Here is an 18,475-nt window from a genome sequence, read left to right as displayed (position 1 = left end):
AGCCCCTTCTCAATCATAATCATGCCGATTCTCTTCATCGGCAATGCTCTGAATCTCCTCGGCATGCATCAGGTGCAGCTCATAATCGCCTTCGGCATGCAGCTTGACGACCCGCTCTTTGGTGAATTTCGCACTGCTCTCCGCTGCATCCTCGTCGTAGAACAACAGAATCCCGTCGCTTTTGCGCAGCAGCAGATCATCTCTGGCCTTGAACTGCCAGCTCCCGTCATAGGGGGCATTGCTTACGGCTCCGTAGTAGTCGGCACCGGCCACAATCCGGCGGTATTCATTCTGCTTCTCCTCCTTCCATTTCTCCTCCGGTGAGGCATGTGCGGTGATAATACCCAGCTTAAGTCCCGGGTATTGCTGCTTCAGCTCCAGCACAACCTCGCAAGCCCACAGATCAACACCGTATTGTCCCGGAGTGATGACCCATTCCAGCCCGTCCTCCACCAGCGGGATAATCCGGTTTGCGAGTGCTTTTTTGATATAGGGAATGCCCGGATGCTTGCTGTCATAAATGCCGAGCTCATGGGCCCGGTAGCCTGTGACCAGTAAGGTTCTCATGCGCTGCCTCTTTCCTGATTGCTTCATTCCTGCTGCCTTAAACAGCCTGTTCTATTATGAATTATATACCACTTCTATCAATTATCCTTCTACTTCACTTTGATATGCCGCCCTGCTTATAGATAATCGCCCAAACTGTCTCTGCCAGAACTTTTTTCCTCCAGAATGAGTAAAATCAATTAAACTTTGGGAAACTTCATAAGCACAGATATTCTGTCAACACGGATGTTCAATTCTTACGGCTGGGGATGATCACACTGTTCGCTACCATTATATCGTTTGTACCCGGCTGGGCAGTCTTTGGACAGGCGGGTGCGGCTCTGCTTGTTCCATTGTTCCTTAGATTTATATATAGATCGCTCTACCGGTTCGTAGGAAGCGGGCGGGGGCAGATTGGCTATGGTACCAAAACCGCCCGCCAGTCACAGCCGCCGGTTCCAGCGCATTCTGACGCGCCACGCCCGGCTTCCTTCAGCGGCAACTATAATACAGACCTGCTTGCAGTGAAGGCTGCCATCGGAGGCAACAGCGATGTGCATTTCAGAGAATTCACGATTGCGAATGCCGGAGCCCGGGCTGTGCTTATCCATATTAACGGCATGCAGAATGACCGGGTGCTGAATATGAAGATTATGCAGTTTCTGATGTACGGCCTGCCCGCCGGACCTGTGGCTTCCGCAGACATTACAGACCGGCTGCTACCCTTCAGTGAGCTTAAGGAAGAGGCTGCTATAGACAATTTCAATAAACTTCTTCTCTTCGGACACGGCGGCCTGCTGATTGAAGGCCTGCCCTGCGGGCTCCTGATAGAGCTGCCCGGATCTGCTAACCGCACGATTGGCGAGCCAGTCTCCGAAGCACTGCTCCGCGGGCCCCGGCTGGGCTTCTCCGAGGTGCTCAGCGAGAATACGGCCATGCTCCGCCGCCAGGGCCTGAGCGATCAGCTTGAGATGAAAACTTACCGGGCAGGCAACACGATTGAACGGGACATTGTGCTCGCCTATATGAAGGATATCGTCAATCCCGACCTGCTGGAGGAGGTCCAGAACCGGATCTGCAAAATCGACTTTGATTTCCTGGCCGAATCCGGTTATATCGAGCAGCTGATTGAGGATAATTATCTTAGTCCCTTCCAGCAGCTCCAGAATACAGAACGGCCGGACAGAGTCATCAGCGCCCTGCTGGAAGGACGGGTTGCCATTCTGCTGGACGGCACGCCCTTCGTGCTCATCGCACCGGTGACCTTCAGTATGCTCCTGCAGTCGCCCGAAGACTATTATGAGCGCTGGCTTCCGGGCACCCTGCTGCGGATGCTGCGGTTCGCCGCCTCCTTCCTTGCCTTGCTGGCTCCGGCCCTGTACATCTCGTTCATCTCCTATCATCCGGGACTGATTCCTACGGAGCTTGCGATTACGATCATCAAGACCCGGCAGGGCGTACCCTTCCCTTCACTGATTGAAGTGCTGATTCTGGAGGTCTCCATCGAGATCCTGCGCGAAGCCGGTATCCGGCTGCCGAAGCCGATCGGTCCGGCGATGGGGATCGTCGGCGGTCTGATTATCGGCGATGCTGCGGTACAGGCGGGTATTGTCAGTCCGTTCCTGGTTATTGTGGTTGCCGTGACTGCCATCTCTTCCTTCTCCATTCCCATGTACAGCGCGGGGATCACACTGCGGCTGCTGCGCTTCGCTGGCATGCTGTTTGCGTCAGTGCTGGGGATGTACGGTACCATTCTGTTCTTCCTGCTGATCTGCTGCCATCTGAGCAAGCTCAAGAGCTTCGGCGTACCTTATCTGTCGCCGATCTCCCCTTTCCGGCTCAGTGACTGGAAGGATCTGTTCCTGCGCGCTCCGATGGCTCTGATGAAACGCAGACCTCTCATGATGAAGACCCGGCAGAACAAACGAAAGTCATAACCGCGCCTGCGCGTAAGGAGGACGTATCATGTTCATACGCACTGATGACAAAATCACTGCTGCACAAACGGCCATTTTCTTGAACAATACGCTGCTGGGCGCGGGAATTCTCACGCTACCGCGCAGTGTAAGCGAGAGTGTCAAAACTCCGGATGCCTGGATTTCCGTCCTGCTGGGCGGAGCGATTGTGATGCTCGCTGTACTTGTCATGGTGAAGATCAGCCAGCAGTTCCCGGGGCAAACCGTCTTCCAGTATTCCCGCCGGCTCACCGGCCGGTTCATCGGTGGAATCTTGTCCCTGCTGCTCATTCTGTATTTCGTCACTATCGCCGGCTTTGAGATCCGCACCCTGGCCGAGGTCACCCTGTTCTTCCTGCTGGAAGGGACCCCCATCTGGGCGGTTATTCTGCCTTTCCTCTGGCTGAGCACCTATCTGGTATGCGGAGGAATCAATTCTATTGCCCGTGTCTATACCATTGTGTTTCCGATCAGTGTTATGATTCTGCTGATCTCCTTCGTGCTCAGTCTGCGGATATTTGATCCCGAGCATCTGCGGCCTGTACTCGGCAATGGAGTAGCTCCCGTATTCGCAGGACTGAAATCCACAGTGCTTGTATTCACGGGCTGCGAAGTTACTATGACGCTCGTAGCGTTCATGCAGGACCCTAAGCAAGCTGTCAAAGCTATCCTTGGAGGGATGGCCATTCTGACGGCAATCTACCTCCTGACTGTTATTATAGTCATCGGCGGGATTTCTATCGGTTCCGCCAGAACCAGCACCTGGCCCACCATCGACCTGATGCGCAGCTTTGAGGTGCCGGGATTTTTCTTCGAGCGGATGGAATTCCCGTTCATGGTCATCTGGCTGATGCAGATGTTCTGCAACTTCAGCAGTTTCTTCTTCCAGGCCTCGCTGGGCATTTCACAGATCTTCAAGCTTAAGGTCCATCCGATTATTTATGCCTTGGTTCCGCTCCTGTTCATCTCGGCGATGGTGCCGAAGTCCTTAAGCGACCTGTTTGCACTTGGGGATGCCATCGGCAGGATGGGCGCGGTGCTGTTCCTGCTCGTGCCTGTCCTGCTCTCGATAGTGTGGCTCATCCGGACGAAGGGGTTGAAGCAGCGTGTGTAGACGAATTCTGGTACTGCTGTGCAGCCTGCTGATCCTTGCTACACAGACCTCCTGCTGGAGCAGCAAGGAGATTGAGGATCTGGCCCTATACTCAGGGCTGGCTCTGGATAGTGCGGAGCTGTCGCCCACAGAGCAGAAGCTGGAGGAGCAAGGCGCGACTTATACCAAGCGGAATAAGATTACAGCTACGGTTCAGGTGGTTCCGGCTAATTCGGTAGGTGGCGCAGAGAATACGAACAGCAACCAAGCCCCTTATCTGAATGTAACAGGAACCGGAGACTCTGTGCTGGAGATCTTCCGGCAGTACTCCATCCTGCGTGACCGGCCGATTATCGGGCATCACCTCAAGGTAATTGTCGTGTCCACCGAGCTGCTCAAGCAGCAGAGCATGAACCAGTTAATGGATTTTGTGCTTCGGGACAATGATATCCGCCCCAGTACGATGGTATTCATCAGCCAGGGCCGGGCGGAGGATACGATGATTTCCCAGCAAAAGAGTGTCATCCCTTCCTTTCACATCAGAGATATGCTGCGTAATCAGAAGAGAACCAGCAAGGTGCTCGACCCGGTTATTTTATCCAAGCTGGATTCCTTCATGTACTCCAAACGCAGTTATGCGCTGCAGAACCTGGTGTCGGCGAACGGCGAGGTTGAATTCTCTGGAGCCGGGGTGATCAAGGGAGGTACCGGGCGCTGGGTGGGAGCGCTGAATCAGGAGGATACCGAATGCCTGTCCTGGCTGACCAACAGGGGGCAGAGCGGTGTCATCAAAACCTATGATTGGAGCAATGAGCCGATAACCTATGAACTCAAGGCCATGAAAACTAAAATCACTGCCAAAGTAGACGATGACCATCTGTCCTTCGATGTCAAGATTTCAACGGAGGGACGGCTAAGTGAGACCTGGAACGTCGAGGAATACCCTGCGGCCACTCATCTCCCCCAAAAAGCAGAACAGCTGTTCAAAAAACGGCTGGAGCAGATGATGCAGAGCCTGTTCCACAAGGTGCAGTCCGATTACAAAGCAGATGCCATCGGATTCTCAAGCATGCTCAAGATTCAGAAACCCGCCCTATGGCGCAAGCTGGAGGATAACTGGGATGAGGTGTTCAGCCGGACTCCCATCCATCTTGAGGTTGATTTGAAGATTACGGACTTCGGTTCCTTTACGTCATAACACAAGCAAGATCAACTTAAGCGCTTGGATGGACGCTGCGTGAACGGAAAAAGGTTCTTCAATTATACTCAGTGAGTCTATTCGTCTCTTCAAACCGGCAACGACCCAACTTTCATACGCCCATAATCTATTGAAGCAAGCAGCAATGGACCAGAAACTAGAAAGCAGCGATTCTCCTATTACGGGAGAATCGCTGCTTTTTTAACGTAGGTACAGCCAATTACTGTTTGTCTGACAGAATCAGCACTCCACGGCCGGGAACTATAGTGGAACCGCTGAACTTCTGGCCGGTAAGCAGATCGGTCCGTTCGCCGGTACCGATGTCCGCACTAAGCTCCCCGGCGGTATGGTTCAGCAGGAACAGGTAGGATACGCCATCCTTCACCCGCCGGACAGACTCGATCCCCTCCGGTGCGCTGACCAGCGGGGCAATGCCGTTATCCCCGCACAGGTTAGCCAGGAATCCGCGCAGGAAGGCGGCATCGGGGCTTGTGGCCACATAATAGGCTTTGCCTGCGCCGAAGCTGTTCACAGTCAGGGCCGGCATCCCTTTGTAGAAGTCAGTGCCATACTCGGCCAGTACTTCTGCGCCTTCGGTATGAATCAGGTCACAGAGCAGATCACAGCCATAGGAACGGTTCAGTGCTCCCCATTCCTTGTTCATCACGATCTCGTTGCTCATGCCCGGCAGCAGGGCGTCGATCTCCTCTGCCCAGATGCCGAGAACCTTGCGCAGCTCTCCAGGGTAACCGCCAACCGTGACCAGATCATTCTCATTCACTATGCCGCTGAAATAAGTCGTAATGAAGGTTCCGCCGGCCTGAACGAAGGCTTCGACCTTCTCGGCAAACCCCGGCTTCACCATATACAGCACCGGTGCAATGACAACCTTGTATTTCGACAGGTCCTCTTCCACGCCGATCATATCCGCTTCGATATTCTGCTGATAAAGCGCATCATAATATTTATGAACCTCATTCACATAATTCAGCGCAACAGACGGGCCGCTGGAGAGGTCAAGAGCCCACCGGTTCTCCCAGTCGTAGATAATCCCGATCTGCGCCGCGCTGCGTGCATCCAGCAGCTCATCGCCAAGCTGCTCCAGCTCCCGGCCAAGCTCGGCACATTCACGGAATACCCGGGTATGCTCATGCCCCACATGCTCAATCACCGCTCCGTGATACTTCTCGCAGGCTCCGATGGACCTGCGGAGCTGGAAGAACAGCACGGTGTCTGCACCGCGCGCTACCGCCTGATAGCTCCACAGGCGCATGACGCCGGGACGCTTCAGCGTATTGTAGGGCTGCCAGTTCTGCTGGCTCGGCGTCTGCTCCATCAGCATGAACGGCTGGCCGTTCTTCAGGCCGCGCATCAGATCATGCGTCATGGCCGTGTGGCTGACCGGCGTGTCCAGGGACGGGTAGTTGTCCCAGGAGATCACATCGAGATATTTGGCCCACTTGAAATAATCCAGCTCCGGGTAGAAGCCCATCAGATTGGTCGTAACCGGGATATCCGTGCTGTGCTGCTTAATGGCCTCATACTCAAGGATATAGCATTCCAGCAGGCTATCCGACATGAATCTGCGGTAGTCCAGGGAAATCCCCTGGAAGTTCGTCCGGTTGCCGTTCCACTCTTCACTAAGCTCATTCGGGACTACGATTTCCTCCCAATCATAGAAGGTATGGCCCCAGAACCGGGTATTCCAGGCTCTGTTGAGCGCTTCCAGCGTACCGTAACGCTTCTTCAGCCAGACCCGGAAAGCAGCCTCGGACTGCTCGGAGTAATCATATCCGCCATATTCATTGGAGATATGCCAGGCCATCAGGCCCGGATGATCCTTATAGCGTTCAGCCAGCTTGCCTGCCAGCAATGTTGCATATTTGCGGTACACTGCACTGTTCGGATTGGAGTTGTGGCGTCCGCCGAATTTACGCTTCCTGCCCTGGACATCCACGCGCGTAACCTCAGGATAACGGTGGGCCATCCAGGCCGGATGCGCACCTGTACCGGTAGCCAGACATACATAGGTTCCATTCTTATATAAGCGGTCGATTAACTCATCCAGACCGGTGAAATCGTACGTATCCTCAGACGGCTGGATCAACGCCCAGGAGAACACGTTAATGGTGGCAACGTCAATTCCCGCCAGCTTGAACATCCGCTCGTCCTCAGCCCATACCGGGGCATCCCATTGCTCCGGGTTATAATCTCCACCGTACCATATCTTAGGTAACTTCTCGTTGATCACACTTAGCACATCCTTTATAGTATAAGTATATTCTTATTTTAAGATCTATCCGGGTCACTATAAATATAATATTAATGAATTTGAGTATAATAATATGGAACAACAGGAGTGAAGCAGCAATGTCAGTGGATGCCGTCCGCAGAATCGTATTCGCCCAGGAGAGCGGCCAGTTGCTCCCCATTACGCTAGACAGTATGGGCTATAACCCCGATCAGGAGAAAGTCTCCCGCCCGCAAGGCTATCACACCTATCACTGGCTGCAGACCGCATCCGGCGGAGGAATTATTCACTTCGACAATAAGAAGCTCACCCTCACCGGAGACAGCGGCATTCTGCTGATGCCGGGTACACCGCATCGTTATGAATCTCTCTCCTCCGAGGTGGCGTGGCGCACCTATTATCTCACCTTCGGCGGGACCTCAGCCCGGTATATTCTGGATTCGCTCGGGATGAATACCAGCCTGTTCTACCGCTGGGAGAGTGAGGCTCCGCTGCGCATGATGCTGAAGGAGATGCTGGACCGCCACGATGCTTCAAGCGACATGTTCAGCCTGGGAGAATCCAGCGATGCCTACCGGTTCCTGCTGACTCTGAACAAATACGGACAGCTGCATAATAACACGGCGATCTCCCGTAATGTAGACAAGCTGCAGCCGCTGCTGAAATGGATGGACAACCATTACGGCGATCCCGAAATAGGCCTGAACGATCTCGCTTCGCAGCTTGGGGTGTCCGGGAGATATCTGAACAGCCTGTTCCTGCAGACCTTCGGCCTCTCGCCCTATGCTTATTTCGTACGGCTGCGTATCCGCAAGAGCAAGGAGCTGCTGGTTGCTAAGCCTGGGCTAACCGTCAAGGCCATCTCACAGCAGGTCGGCTTCCGCGACGTCAGCCATTTCGTGGCCACCTTCCGCAAGCAGTCGGCGGTCACGCCGGAGCAGTTCAGGAAGCTGCACTAGCCATAGCCGTCTCTCCCGTCTCTCCCGTCTCTCTGGTATCTCTACTCTCTCCCGTCTCTTCCCGCTCTTGCTCCGCAGCTCCGCCGCAACACCTGACCTGTCCGCCGCTTCGGGGCCCAACCGGAAAGAACGCTCCCGCCCACCTCATATGCAGAGATAGACGGAAGCGTCCGGGCCGATCCATTTGAATCTATTTGTTATTTCTTCAGCTTATCCCAGGCAGCCTGCATACTCTTTTCCCAGCCTGCTTCATCAACTTTGCCGGCGATCAGCTCTTGAATGGAGCTGGCGAATTCCTGAGTGACACCATCCGGGAATTTGGACGCCTGCAGTCCGTATACCTTGTCTTCTTTTACATAATTCCAGACATCCGCACCCAGGAGACCGATATCTTCAGGGGTTGCCGGAATGGTCGACAGCGCAGGAATGAACTTCCATTTCTTAACGATATACTCTTTACCCATATCCGAAGTCACCAGCCAGTTCAGGAACGTCTTGGCTTCTTCCTTGGAGCCGGATTCCTTGTTGACTACCAGGTTCGCAGGAACGCCCACCGACAGCTTATCGTTCATCGCCGCATCGTCGTTGATTGGCATCGGGAACATCCCGATGTTCATGTCCGGCGTAATGTTATCTACCAGCGTCTGTGCCCAGTTGCCTTCCTGCATCATAGCCGTTTCGCCCTTGGCGAACAGCGCCAGGTGAGTGTTAGCATCGGTGGTCAGCGGATTCTTCTGGCCGTATTTTACCGTCAGGTTCAGCAGATTGCTCCAATCCTTGAACTTCTCATTTCCTACAATGGATGCAGTTCCGTCGTTCAGGCCCTTGATGAATTCATCCACATTATCCTGCTGTGCAAAAGCTACGCTAATCCCCTGAATCCCCAGCAGCCACCATTCCTGATAGGCGTTGCCGAACGGAGTTACGCCAATCGCCTGCAGCTTTTTAGCTGCTTCTTCAAGCTGTGAAATGGTTTTGGGCGTCTCTGTAATCCCGGCCTTGGCGAACAGGTCCTTGTTGTACACATAACCGATTCCTTCAAGGTTCATTGGCATCCCGTAGGTTTTGCCGTCCTTGGTCATAGGCTCTGCTGCAAGTGGAATCAGATCCTTCACCCAAGGCTGGTCAGACAGGTCTTCCAGTTTGTCTGCCCACAGTGCCATTTCGGCATACCCGCCGTTACTGAAAATATCAGGAGCATCGCCGGAAGCGAACTTCGTCTTCAGGGCTGCACCGTAGTCTGCGCCGCCGCCGACCGTCTGGATATCCAGCTTAATGTTCGGATGCTCCTTCTCGAATTCCACCTTCAGCTCATTGAGGCCTTCCACAATCTCTGTCTTGAACTGGAAAATCTTAACCGTCTTCACGGCTCCGCTGTTGCCAGCGCTTCCATTCGAAGTATTATTTGAGGCAGACTTATCGGCATTGCCGCCGCAAGCCGCGAGCACTACTGACATTAGCATTACGGATGACATCATCAGTGCAGAATGTTTCTTCTTCATTAGATATTTCCCCCTTGAATAATTTAACTGCTTCTTATGTGGAACGGGAGCCCGGTGAATTAACCCTTCACCGAGCCGGCCGCTATTCCCTCAACAATGTAACGCTGCATGAACAGATAGAAGATGACGATTGGGGCAATCCCGATGGTCAGGGCCGGAAGCGCCATATCCCACTGCTTCGTATATTGGCCGAAGAAGGAGAAGGTCGCCAGCGGAATCGTCCGCAGTTCAGGTGCCTGAAGAATCAGGGACGGCAACAGATAGTCATTCCAGATCCCCAGCGCATTCAGCACGATAATGGTCATCAGCATCGGCTTCAGCAGGGGCAATACAATCCGGAAGAACGCCGAGATCGGGTTGCAGCCATCCACCGTAGCCGCCTCTTCAATCTCCAGCGGTACCGACTTGATGAAGCCGTGGAACAGGAAGATCGCCATCGGAATGCTGAGGCCCAGATGGGAGATAATGAGACCTGTGAAGGAGTTGTTCACGCCCAGGACATTCACAACCTTCAGGATCGGAATCATAATGGTCTGGAACGGAACCACCATCGCCGCTACCATCAGCAGCAGCAGAATCTGGTTGAACCGGGTATTGGCACGCACCATGCGGTACGCCGCCATCGCGCTGAACAGCGAGATGAGCGTTACACTGATGATCGTAATGATCAGCGAGTTGCGGAAGGCCTCGGAGAACCGGGCCAGCTTCCACGCATTCGCATAGTTCTCCCACATGAAGCTCTGCGGCCAGCTGGCCGCATCGCTCAGAATCTCGCCGAAGGATTTCACCGAGTTCGCCAGCAGGAAGTAGAACGGAGAGAGGAACAGAAGCGCCAGCAGGATCATAATTACTTCAATCCCGATATTCCATCTGTTTTTGGTCTTGGCATTCATTAAGCTTCTACCTCCTTACTCTTCGTTATACGGACCTGAATGACAGTGATCAGCGCTACAATGAGGAAGAATAACAGCGCCTTTGCCGTACCCAGACCATAACGGTTGTTCAGGAAGGCTTCGTTATAGATGTTCATCGCTACAGATTCCGTCGATTTGAACGGTCCGCCTTTGGTCAGCGAGAGGTTCAGGTCGAACATCTTGAAGGACCAGGAGATCGCCAGGAACAGTCCGATCGTAACCGCAGGCATAATCAGCGGCAAGATGATGTTGCGCAGCACCTGCATCCGCGAGGCGCCGTCAATCTCGGCAGCTTCCAGCACTTCCTTGGAGACATTGCTGAGCGAAGCGATGTAGATGACCATCAGATAGCCGGAGGACTGCCAGATGAATACCATGACAATCGCCCAGAAGCCGGTGGTCGCATCCCCGAGCCAGGGAAGGTTGAAGAAGGACAGGCCTGTAAGGTCACCCATGGTGGCGAAGCCTTTGATGAAGATGAACTGCCAGATGAACCCCAGCAGCAGACCCCCGATCACATTCGGCATGAAAAATATGGTCCGGAGCATATTGCGTGTCTTCAAAGGTTTGGTCAGCAGATAGGCCAGGAAGAAGCCTACTATGTTGGTCAATATCACACCCAGCACGGTGAACCTCACGGTAAACCAGAAGGATGACCAGAAATCGCGATCATTCGTAAAAATACTTTTAAAATTCTCAAAGCCGACCCAGCTCACATTACCTGATACGCCGTTCCAGTCTGTGAAGGAGTAGTACATCCCCATCAGAAACGGAATAATCATGATCAAGGTAAAAAACAATAATGCCGGGCCAACGAAAAATACCTGCTGACCGAACTGGGACAATTTATTGCCGCGCATGTTATGGCCCCCCTTTCTTTTACTCACTCACTTGTTTATGATCTAAAGATATTATCTGTTTTTTGCAGAGCCGCTTACACCTACGCAAGTGATCTTTAGGGTGTAAAATATTGACCTGGATGTGACCCGCCCCATGAAATGGACCAGTATCCGCACGAAGCTGATCGTCTTCCTGCTCGTACCCACCTTAATCTGCATTATGGCTACGATGTATGTCAGCTATTCCCACACCACCAAGTCACTGAGGGACCGGGCGGTTGAAGAGAACAAGAATCTGCTCTATCAGGGCTACAAAAACATCGACAGCCTGCTCCAGGAGATCAACCGTCTGTCGCTAAATGTGTATTCGGACGGCGATTTTTACCGGCTGCTTGAAGCAGGATATGACGACCTGTCCTCCGATATCGCCATCTATAACTCGCTCAGCTATATCTCCACCTCGCTCCCGAATATCTCGCAGGTGTACTTATATGGTGTGAAAGACGCGAAAGCTACATTGATTACAGACAATACCACGCCCAAGCGCTGGCTGAGAAATACGCCATACCGGGAATCGAGGGTCACGGGCAGCACTCCGGTGGAGGTACAAAGCACGCATCTGAGCAACGCTTACGGGCTGAACCTGCCGTTAACACAGTTCGTGCCGGAGCCGGTTTTTACGATGCACCGCCGGATTGAGCGTATCCCCTCCTCAGAGGCCCTCGGTTATCTGTCGATTGATGTCAAGCTGGCCGCAATCGGTGATATTGTGGACCAGCTGTACGAGCGGGATCAGGAGCAGATCTACCTGCTGGACAGCAGCGGCAGACTGGTCTACGGCCAGGACACCGCTGCTCTGGGCCAACCGCTGGATGCAGCGTGGTACAACAGGCAGATCGCGGACCGCAGCGGGACCCAGGGGTATTTCGAGCAGGACGGCGCTGTGTTCATCTATCAGCAAATCGACAGCATTGGCCTCAGCTGGACGCTGGTCAAGCAAATTCCTGTCTCATATCTGTTCCGGGAAGCCAAAGAGGCTGCGGGGATCAACGTGTTACTGCTGGTCCTGCTGCTCATTACGATCATTGTCCTGACCGTTCTTGTCTCCTTCCGGATCACCGCCCCGATCAAGCAGCTGACCCGGTACATGAATCAGGTCCAGACCGGGAATCTTGAGATCGATATCCGCCCGGCGGGAAAAGATGAAATCGGCGTCGTCACCGAGCATTTCCGCAGTATGATGGACACGATCAACAATCTGATTCTGCGGGAGTACCGGCTGGAGCTGTCGAACAAGACCAATGAGCTGAGGGCGCTGCAGTCGCAGATTAACCCGCATTTTCTGAACAACACGCTGCAGATTATCGGTACGCTCGCCTTGGAGCTGAAGGTGCCGCAGATCTACGGCCTGCTCTCCGCGCTGGCCAAGATGATGCGCTACAGCATGTACAATGATGAGAAGATCGTGACGGTCCAGAACGAACTGGACCATGTCAAAGCGTATATTGAGCTGCAAAAGGAGCGTTTTGAGAATAAGTTCAGTTTCCGCTACGATATGGAGGAGCCGCTGCTCCAGGCGCTGATGCCCAAGATGATTCTCCAGCCGATTGTGGAGAATTATTTTAAGCACGGCTTCCAGCTTGACCGCCAGGACGGATGTATTGAGATTAGTGTGGCCGGGTTAACCCCGGAGCGGATGGAGATCAGCATCGCCAACAATGGCCTCCCCATTCCGGCAGGCAGACTGGAGGCGCTGCGCAAGGAGCTGGAGCAGCCCCGGTCCGCTGAGGAACGGGAGCTGCTCCAGAATGCCGGCCAGGACAGCTACAGCAGACGCGATGCTCCGGGGGCGGGCATCGGCCTAGGGAATGTGCTGGCCAGGCTGCGGCTGGTCTGCGGGGATAATGCCCTGCTGACGGTGGATAATCTGAAGGAAGGCGGAGTAATCATCCGCCTGGAAATCGATATCGTAGTGGAGAGTGAACGGATATGAAGGCACTGATTGTAGACGACGAAGCAAGAGTCAGGAAGGCGGTCCGCCTGCTGGTGGACTGGGAGGCCCATCAGATTGAGGAGATTCTGGAGGCCGGCAACGGCAACGAGGCCATCGCCCTGATCCGCCGGGAGAAGCCCGCGCTGGTCATAATGGATATGATGATGGAGTCGGGGAGCGGCCTGGAGCTGATGACCTGGGTGGATGAATTCGCAGGCAGCACCAAGTTCATTGTGGTCAGCGGTCATAATGACTTCGACTTCGTCCGCCAGACCGTCCGCCATGGCGGCATCGATTATATTCTGAAGCCGATTGAGCCGGATATGATTAACAGCGCGGTCTCCAAGGCAGTATCCGCCTGGCGGGCCGAGGAGGCGGAACGCAGCCACCGCCAGCACCAGAGCCTCCGGCTGAATGAGATCAAGCCGATCTTCGGGGAGAAGCTGCTGTCTGCGCTCATCGATGACAGGGTGAATGCCGAGGCCTCGCTGCGCCGCCTGATCCATGACGGCATCATTCCGCCGGACATTAAGATTTCGCGTCTGCTTCTCGTGCAGACGGACAGCGGCAACAATCCGCTGCTGCGGCGCTTCGGCGGCGACAGCGAACTGCTCTACTACGCCATCGTGAACATCTGCAACGAATTCCTGCAGCAGCAGGGCACGGGCATCGCCTTCCGCTACTGGGGCGGGCCGCCGGAGATTGCCATCCTGCTCTGGGAGCCGCATGAATCTGTCACTTCGCTGATTAGCCGGATGAATCAGGGCATCTTCCTGACGCTGCAGTTCCGTATGCATTTCGGAATCAGCACACCGGGCGCTTTCCCCGCGCATCTGCCGGCGGGACGCGCCGAAGCCGCCGAAGCCCTGCTGCGGCGGAATCTGCTTAGGCATGAGGATTACTGCCATTATGCGGGGGCGGAGGCGTTGCCGGGCGGGGGGCCGGGGGCGATGCCCGGCGGGAAGCAGCGAGATAAGCGGGAGACCGCGGTCCCGCTGAGCTTCGCCGATGTCCAGGAGGACTGGCGGCTGGCGGTCATCAGCGGGACGCCCGAGGCCCTGACCGCAGCGGCGCAGCACTGGACTCAGGAGCTTAGCCGCCGGGGGGTGGTTACCCCGCAGATGCTGAACGACTGGAAGGCCGATGCGCTGCTGCTTCGTTCCCGTCTGGTCCGGGAAGCGCTTGGCAGCCAGGCGGCTAGCGTGCTGGCTGAGCTTGAGCACGGGGACCAGCAGAACCCCTCTCCGCAGCCCAGCGGCTATTCCTTCTCCCTGTTCGCCTGGCGCGACTGGTCCCTTGCCTTCATGCAGCAGTTATCCCGGGCGCTCAGGGACAGACAGCAGAAAGAGCGGAACCCGATGACGGAGATCGTAAAATACATTGAGCAGAATTACCCCTCCGACCTCTCCCTTCAGGAGGTGGCGGGCAAATTCCAGGTCAGCCGCGAGTATGTCTCACGCCGGTTCAAGCAGGAATACGGCATCAACTTCTCCGACTACATCGTCAGCGTCCGCATTGAGAAGGCCAAGCTGCTGATGCAGAATCCGGGCCTCAAGCTGGCCCAGATCTCGGAAATGGTCGGCTTCCACGACGTCAAATACTTCAGCAAGGTCTTCAAGAAGCACACCGGCCACTCGCCGAAGGACTACCGGGATCAGGCGGAGCATTAAGCTCCGTCTGGGTGAGGGTACATTGGTGCCCTGGTGCTACGGTCGCTATCGTACGGGCATGGATGAACAATTCCCCTACCCGCTACTCCCGCCCAACGGCCAACTAACTCTTGAACGTTCACCGCCTGAGCTCGGCCAACAATTGGATAAATGCAGCTTATTTCCTCAATTCCCGCCGAATAGACTGAAGCAATTGGATTAACAGCATCTATTACCGCCAGATACGCCGCCCCAGGTGGAATCAGGCAGATTTAAGTGCTGGTTTTCCAACTGCCTGCCCCGAAAGGTTGCAATCACGCATCAGCAAGTGGACAAAATCCAACTACTCTCTCACCCTGTATTCCAGTTACTCCGCACCAGCTCTCACTTCCCCCGACACTCCTGCCGCCACACACTCCAGTACACACACGTATCCTATCCAACAAATATCGAATTTTCACAAACAAACATTTAACTCCACGCAATAGCTTAAAAGGCAGATCGGTCAGGATACCGATGGCCGTCCACCGTACCACGCCAGAAAAGCATCCGCCACCGCCTTGCCCGCCGCACCGTTCGGATGCGGGTCGAACTCATCGCTCATGTACTCTGGCTTGATCCGGTGATCTGCGGGAGCCGCAACGGAGAGGACGGCGGCGATGTCGAATACGCGGTCTACCCCGGCCAACGGGCTTGTACGGATGCAATCATTCACTTTGCGCCAATAGGTTTCCCGCTCCCCCTCGAAGTTGAACGGTGGCACCGTACTAAGAATTACCTTTGCCTCCGGCTGTGCTTCCTTGATGCTGGAGATAATGTGTGCGAGGTCCCCCAGCAATTCATCTGCCGAGCGTTGGCCGATATCCAGATCGTTCACCCCCAGCACGATCAGCACCTCATCCCCCTGCTGCGCCTTATGCAGCCAGGGACCGTCCGTGGCGACATCGTAAGCCCGGCCCCAGCCGGAGCCGATATTCCACACTCCATGCTCTGTTCCCAGCCCTTCCGCAATTCTTGCCGCCCAGTGTGTGTATTGATCCTTGGCCGTCCGTACCCCCTGCGTGATCGAGTCGCCCAGGAATACCAGCCTCTTCGCCACTTGTTTCTTGTAGCCCAGGTAGCTCGGAAGCACCTGCAACTTATCCGATGCGCTGAACCCGGCAGCCGACTCCTGGGCCGCTAACGTGCCCTGTGCATCATAGCCGGAGACCAGCATTCCTTCTACATTGTAGGGGAAGGACTTGCCTGCACCAGCCGTCTTCAAGGTCCAGGTGAAGGCCAGCAAGTGCCCCTCCGGCAGCTCCAGAAGTGCTTCGTCGCTCCAGAACTGCTCACCCGGCTCCACGCGCCGCGACCGTTCGCCGCCGAAGGTAACCGGCACCTGCGAGCCCGGCACTACGCTGCCGTCCGGAGCAGCTCCTCCGTCGGCGACATATGCCGCGTCGATGCTCCACTCGCCCCCCGGTTCACTGGCAATGGCATCCGCGCCCAGGTCCCAGGTCGAATCCACTGCATTGCTGTGCCAGAACTTCAGCATCAGCCTGCCGTTCTCCCGCAGCCGGATATAGGTGCGGTACGTATGGGTGAACGGTTCCGCCGCATTCATAATATAGTTAGCGGCTGTAGAAAGCGCCGTGGCCGAGCTGAACTCCGGCTGGCTCAGTACTCCGTTTGGACTGTTCTCAAGATTGTTCATAGTCATCAACTCCTTCTTTATTCTGATGTTGCTTCTCTGGCTGATGGGTGGTGGGTAGGGCGGCTGGTGCTGTACAGAAACTTAACTCGACACTAACTTGGCCCACTTTGACACGACTTCGACCCGACTGGCCCAACTTTGACACGACTTCGACACGACTGGCCCAACTTCTGCCCTGCTTCCTCCCGGCTGTAGCTCGCCTTTGACCAAACTTTGCCCCCACTCCTGCCCGACTAATGTTGCATTATCTGCAACACTGATGCCTGTGAAACCCACTATTTTAGTACAATGTTGCACAAAATGTAAGCGTGTTGATTTCCCATAAAAAGGGACAAAAAAGGCCGCCATTTCGGGTAATGGTAAGTACGACCAAACCAAACCGAAATGAGGCGACCTCATGAATAAATATACCCCATTCTTGGCCGTGTTCAAACAAGTATTAACTTCGGAAGAAGTCCAAAAGGTAAGCGGGCAAACCAAGGACTACGAGGATACGGGAACCAAAATGACCGTCGGTGTGTTGTTCGACTACTTTGTCCAAGCCTGCTACCACCAATGGGATGGCTTTCGTCAAAGTGCTCGGGTGGGCTCGAACTACGGTTTGCCCAAGGTTCATTACTCCACCCTTTCGGGCAAAGCCGGTGAAGTGCCTTACGATATCTTCAAGCGTTTGTTTCAAATGCTCGTCCAGAAATGTAACCGGCAAACCCGGCGGCACCTGAATCTGCCTAAAGATCTGCTGCTGATTGACTCTACGACGGTTACGGCAGCCAACTCCCGCATGTCTTGGGCTCCGTATAAAAAATTTAGAGGTGGCATTAAACTGCACGTTGCTTTTTCGCAGGGACAGCATTCACCCGTGAAGGTGGTCGAATCGATTGCCCGGCGTAATGACGCTCCATTTGGAGAAGTCTTGGCCGATAAGGACTACCTTTTAGTTCAGGATCGGGCGTATGGCAAAATCGGTCGATTGGATCAATATGTGCAGCAAGGTCAGTCCTTTGTGATTCGTCTGAAAGACAACCTCCATTTGGTGATGCCGCGAAAGCTTCGGCGACCGGCGGAGGGAGACACCCAAATCGTACGCGATATCACCTGTTATATTGGTCAAGGGAAACACCAATCCGCCCAGCGCCACCGCGTCGTTGAATTTGAAAATGACCGGGGTGAAGTCGTACGTGTCGTGACCGATTTGAGAAAAGAGTCCGCTCAGGTGATTGCTGAAATTTACAAAGCACGATGGGAGATTGAAGTCTTTTTCCGCTGGGTGAAACAGCATTTGAATGTCCCATGTCTATTTGGAACCACCGAAAATGCAGTATATAGCCAATTGTTTGTGGCCCTTACCGCGTATGTGCTTCTGAAATACATTTTTGATGAAATTCATCCGAAGGTACCGGTCTTTGCTAGGCTGACTCTTTGGGAATTTATGCAGTACTGGCGTATATTTAATCTTCCGCTGGAGTGGCAGATTCAGTTGAGTCTGCTCAGGCGTAAAGATCATATAGGTGTTTTTGAAATCCCATAATATAGGTAATCAACACGCCTGCACAAAATGCAGCAATTTCGCCACTTGTTCGCTCTGAGAAGCTGAAATGCTGCATTTTTGACAACAATTCGCTATAGCCCTGCTCCTGCTGAGGGGAATGTTGCACTTCTTGCAGCATTTAGCCCATTGTGCGCCATAGCGAGCAACAATCCCCCCAACACCGCCAATCCCCAAAAAGCTCCCCGATCCAGGAGACAAATGTCCCCTGTCATCAGAGAGCTTGGTTACTTAAGGGCACTGCCATAGGCTAAGCCAGTGTTGGAGTGTGTTAATTCAGCTTTCGGGTGTGTTAATTCAGCCTATAGTTGTGTTCATTCAGTCTTTAGGTGTG

The 18,475-nt window shown here is 54.3% G+C and carries 14 protein-coding genes; 7 read left to right on the top strand and 7 right to left on the bottom strand.

Annotated features, from left to right (window positions below; genetic code table 11):
* Nucleotides 1–9: 9 nt before the first annotated feature.
* Nucleotides 10–567 carry a DUF1273 domain-containing protein gene (locus tag NST04_RS27045; protein ID WP_341187028.1) on the bottom strand — a complete coding sequence of 186 codons (558 nt, stop codon included), beginning with the start codon at nucleotides 565–567 and terminating at the stop codon, nucleotides 10–12.
* A 248-nt stretch (nucleotides 568–815) separates the two neighbouring features.
* On the opposite strand from NST04_RS27045, the gene NST04_RS27040 reads away from it, so the two are divergent.
* From NST04_RS27040 to NST04_RS27030, 3 genes are read left to right on the top strand one after another with little or no spacing between them, the layout of a single operon-like run.
* The gene (locus NST04_RS27040; protein ID WP_405107385.1) at nucleotides 816–2,483 is read left to right on the top strand and encodes a spore germination protein; all 1,668 of its coding nucleotides are present in this window, start codon (nucleotides 816–818) and stop codon (nucleotides 2,481–2,483) included.
* A gap of 28 nt (nucleotides 2,484–2,511) precedes the next feature.
* Complete coding sequence (locus NST04_RS27035) at nucleotides 2,512–3,615, top strand: GerAB/ArcD/ProY family transporter (RefSeq protein ID WP_341187027.1); 1,104 nt, start codon at nucleotides 2,512–2,514, stop codon at nucleotides 3,613–3,615.
* Nucleotides 3,608–4,792, top strand: coding sequence for a Ger(x)C family spore germination protein (locus NST04_RS27030; protein ID WP_341187026.1), 1,185 nt, complete (start codon nucleotides 3,608–3,610; stop codon nucleotides 4,790–4,792). The genes NST04_RS27035 and NST04_RS27030 overlap by 8 nt, the downstream gene beginning before the upstream one ends.
* A 220-nt stretch (nucleotides 4,793–5,012) precedes the next feature.
* On the opposite strand, the gene NST04_RS27025 is transcribed toward NST04_RS27030, so the two are convergent.
* Nucleotides 5,013–7,043, bottom strand: coding sequence for a beta-galactosidase (locus tag NST04_RS27025; protein ID WP_341187025.1), 2,031 nt, complete (start codon nucleotides 7,041–7,043; stop codon nucleotides 5,013–5,015).
* 119 nt (nucleotides 7,044–7,162) lie between these two features.
* Here NST04_RS27025 and NST04_RS27020 point away from each other — a divergent pair, with 119 nt between their 5' ends.
* Nucleotides 7,163–8,002: an AraC family transcriptional regulator gene (locus NST04_RS27020; RefSeq protein WP_341187024.1), complete on the top strand. Its 840-nt coding sequence runs from the start codon at nucleotides 7,163–7,165 to the stop codon at nucleotides 8,000–8,002.
* On the opposite strand, the gene NST04_RS27015 is transcribed toward NST04_RS27020, so the two are convergent.
* The 4 genes from NST04_RS27015 to NST04_RS27000 are packed head-to-tail and all read right to left on the bottom strand — an operon-like array spanning nucleotide 7,986 to nucleotide 11,278.
* Entirely contained in the window at nucleotides 7,986–8,186 is a 201-nt protein-coding gene (locus tag NST04_RS27015) for a hypothetical protein (protein ID WP_341187023.1), read from the bottom strand. The two genes, NST04_RS27020 and NST04_RS27015, sit on opposite strands and share 17 nt — an antisense overlap.
* A 13-nt stretch (nucleotides 8,187–8,199) precedes the next feature.
* On the bottom strand, nucleotides 8,200–9,504 hold the full coding sequence (locus NST04_RS27010; RefSeq protein ID WP_341187022.1) for an ABC transporter substrate-binding protein: 1,305 nt from the start codon (nucleotides 9,502–9,504) through the stop codon (nucleotides 8,200–8,202).
* Nucleotides 9,505–9,563: 59 nt separating this feature from the next.
* Nucleotides 9,564–10,397 (bottom strand): carbohydrate ABC transporter permease, encoded by an 834-nt coding sequence (locus NST04_RS27005; RefSeq protein WP_341187021.1) that lies wholly within the window; start codon nucleotides 10,395–10,397, stop codon nucleotides 9,564–9,566.
* Entirely contained in the window at nucleotides 10,397–11,278 is an 882-nt protein-coding gene (locus NST04_RS27000; protein WP_341187020.1) for a carbohydrate ABC transporter permease, read from the bottom strand. The genes NST04_RS27005 and NST04_RS27000 overlap by 1 nt, the downstream gene beginning before the upstream one ends.
* A gap of 133 nt (nucleotides 11,279–11,411) precedes the next feature.
* Between NST04_RS27000 and NST04_RS26995 the strand changes: the two genes are divergently transcribed.
* Together NST04_RS26995 and NST04_RS26990 are read left to right on the top strand one after the other, a co-directional pair.
* Complete coding sequence (locus tag NST04_RS26995) at nucleotides 11,412–13,250, top strand: cache domain-containing sensor histidine kinase (RefSeq protein ID WP_341187019.1); 1,839 nt, start codon at nucleotides 11,412–11,414, stop codon at nucleotides 13,248–13,250.
* Nucleotides 13,247–14,920: a helix-turn-helix domain-containing protein gene (locus tag NST04_RS26990; protein ID WP_341187018.1), complete on the top strand. Its 1,674-nt coding sequence runs from the start codon at nucleotides 13,247–13,249 to the stop codon at nucleotides 14,918–14,920. The genes NST04_RS26995 and NST04_RS26990 overlap by 4 nt, the downstream gene beginning before the upstream one ends.
* A gap of 484 nt (nucleotides 14,921–15,404) precedes the next feature.
* Here the strand turns inward: NST04_RS26990 and NST04_RS26985 are convergent, their stop codons facing one another.
* The gene (locus NST04_RS26985; RefSeq protein WP_341187017.1) at nucleotides 15,405–16,595 is read right to left on the bottom strand and encodes an SGNH/GDSL hydrolase family protein; all 1,191 of its coding nucleotides are present in this window, start codon (nucleotides 16,593–16,595) and stop codon (nucleotides 15,405–15,407) included.
* 397 nt (nucleotides 16,596–16,992) lie between these two features.
* Between NST04_RS26985 and NST04_RS26980 the strand changes: the two genes are divergently transcribed.
* Nucleotides 16,993–18,123 carry an IS4 family transposase gene (locus tag NST04_RS26980; RefSeq protein ID WP_341182832.1) on the top strand — a complete coding sequence of 377 codons (1,131 nt, stop codon included), beginning with the start codon at nucleotides 16,993–16,995 and terminating at the stop codon, nucleotides 18,121–18,123.
* The last annotated feature ends 352 nt before the right edge of the window (nucleotides 18,124–18,475 follow it).

Origin of the sequence: Paenibacillus sp. FSL H7-0756 (assembly GCF_038006765.1) — a bacterium.
Lineage (GTDB): Bacteria > Bacillota > Bacilli > Paenibacillales > Paenibacillaceae > Paenibacillus_AQ.
The sequence above is the reverse complement of the archived record's forward strand: the minus strand, read 5'-3'. Positions and strand labels throughout refer to the sequence as shown.

Bases quoted from the DNA above. Each gene is read 5' to 3' on its own strand.
- NST04_RS26985 (WP_341187017.1), bottom strand. From the start codon at position 16,595: ATGAACAATCTTGAGAACAGTCCAAACGGAGTACTGAGCCAGCCGGAG.
- NST04_RS27000 (WP_341187020.1), bottom strand. From the start codon at position 11,278: ATGCGCGGCAATAAATTGTCCCAGTTCGGTCAGCAGGTATTTTTCGTT.
- NST04_RS27040 (WP_405107385.1), top strand. From the start codon at position 816: ATGATCACACTGTTCGCTACCATTATATCGTTTGTACCCGGCTGGGCA.
- NST04_RS27020 (WP_341187024.1), top strand. From the start codon at position 7,163: ATGTCAGTGGATGCCGTCCGCAGAATCGTATTCGCCCAGGAGAGCGGC.
- NST04_RS27035 (WP_341187027.1), top strand. From the start codon at position 2,512: ATGTTCATACGCACTGATGACAAAATCACTGCTGCACAAACGGCCATT.
- NST04_RS26990 (WP_341187018.1), top strand. From the start codon at position 13,247: ATGAAGGCACTGATTGTAGACGACGAAGCAAGAGTCAGGAAGGCGGTC.
- NST04_RS27045 (WP_341187028.1), bottom strand. From the start codon at position 567: ATGAGAACCTTACTGGTCACAGGCTACCGGGCCCATGAGCTCGGCATT.
- NST04_RS27015 (WP_341187023.1), bottom strand. From the start codon at position 8,186: ATGGATCGGCCCGGACGCTTCCGTCTATCTCTGCATATGAGGTGGGCG.
- NST04_RS27010 (WP_341187022.1), bottom strand. From the start codon at position 9,504: ATGAAGAAGAAACATTCTGCACTGATGATGTCATCCGTAATGCTAATG.
- NST04_RS26980 (WP_341182832.1), top strand. From the start codon at position 16,993: ATGAATAAATATACCCCATTCTTGGCCGTGTTCAAACAAGTATTAACT.
- NST04_RS26995 (WP_341187019.1), top strand. From the start codon at position 11,412: ATGAAATGGACCAGTATCCGCACGAAGCTGATCGTCTTCCTGCTCGTA.
- NST04_RS27005 (WP_341187021.1), bottom strand. From the start codon at position 10,397: ATGAATGCCAAGACCAAAAACAGATGGAATATCGGGATTGAAGTAATT.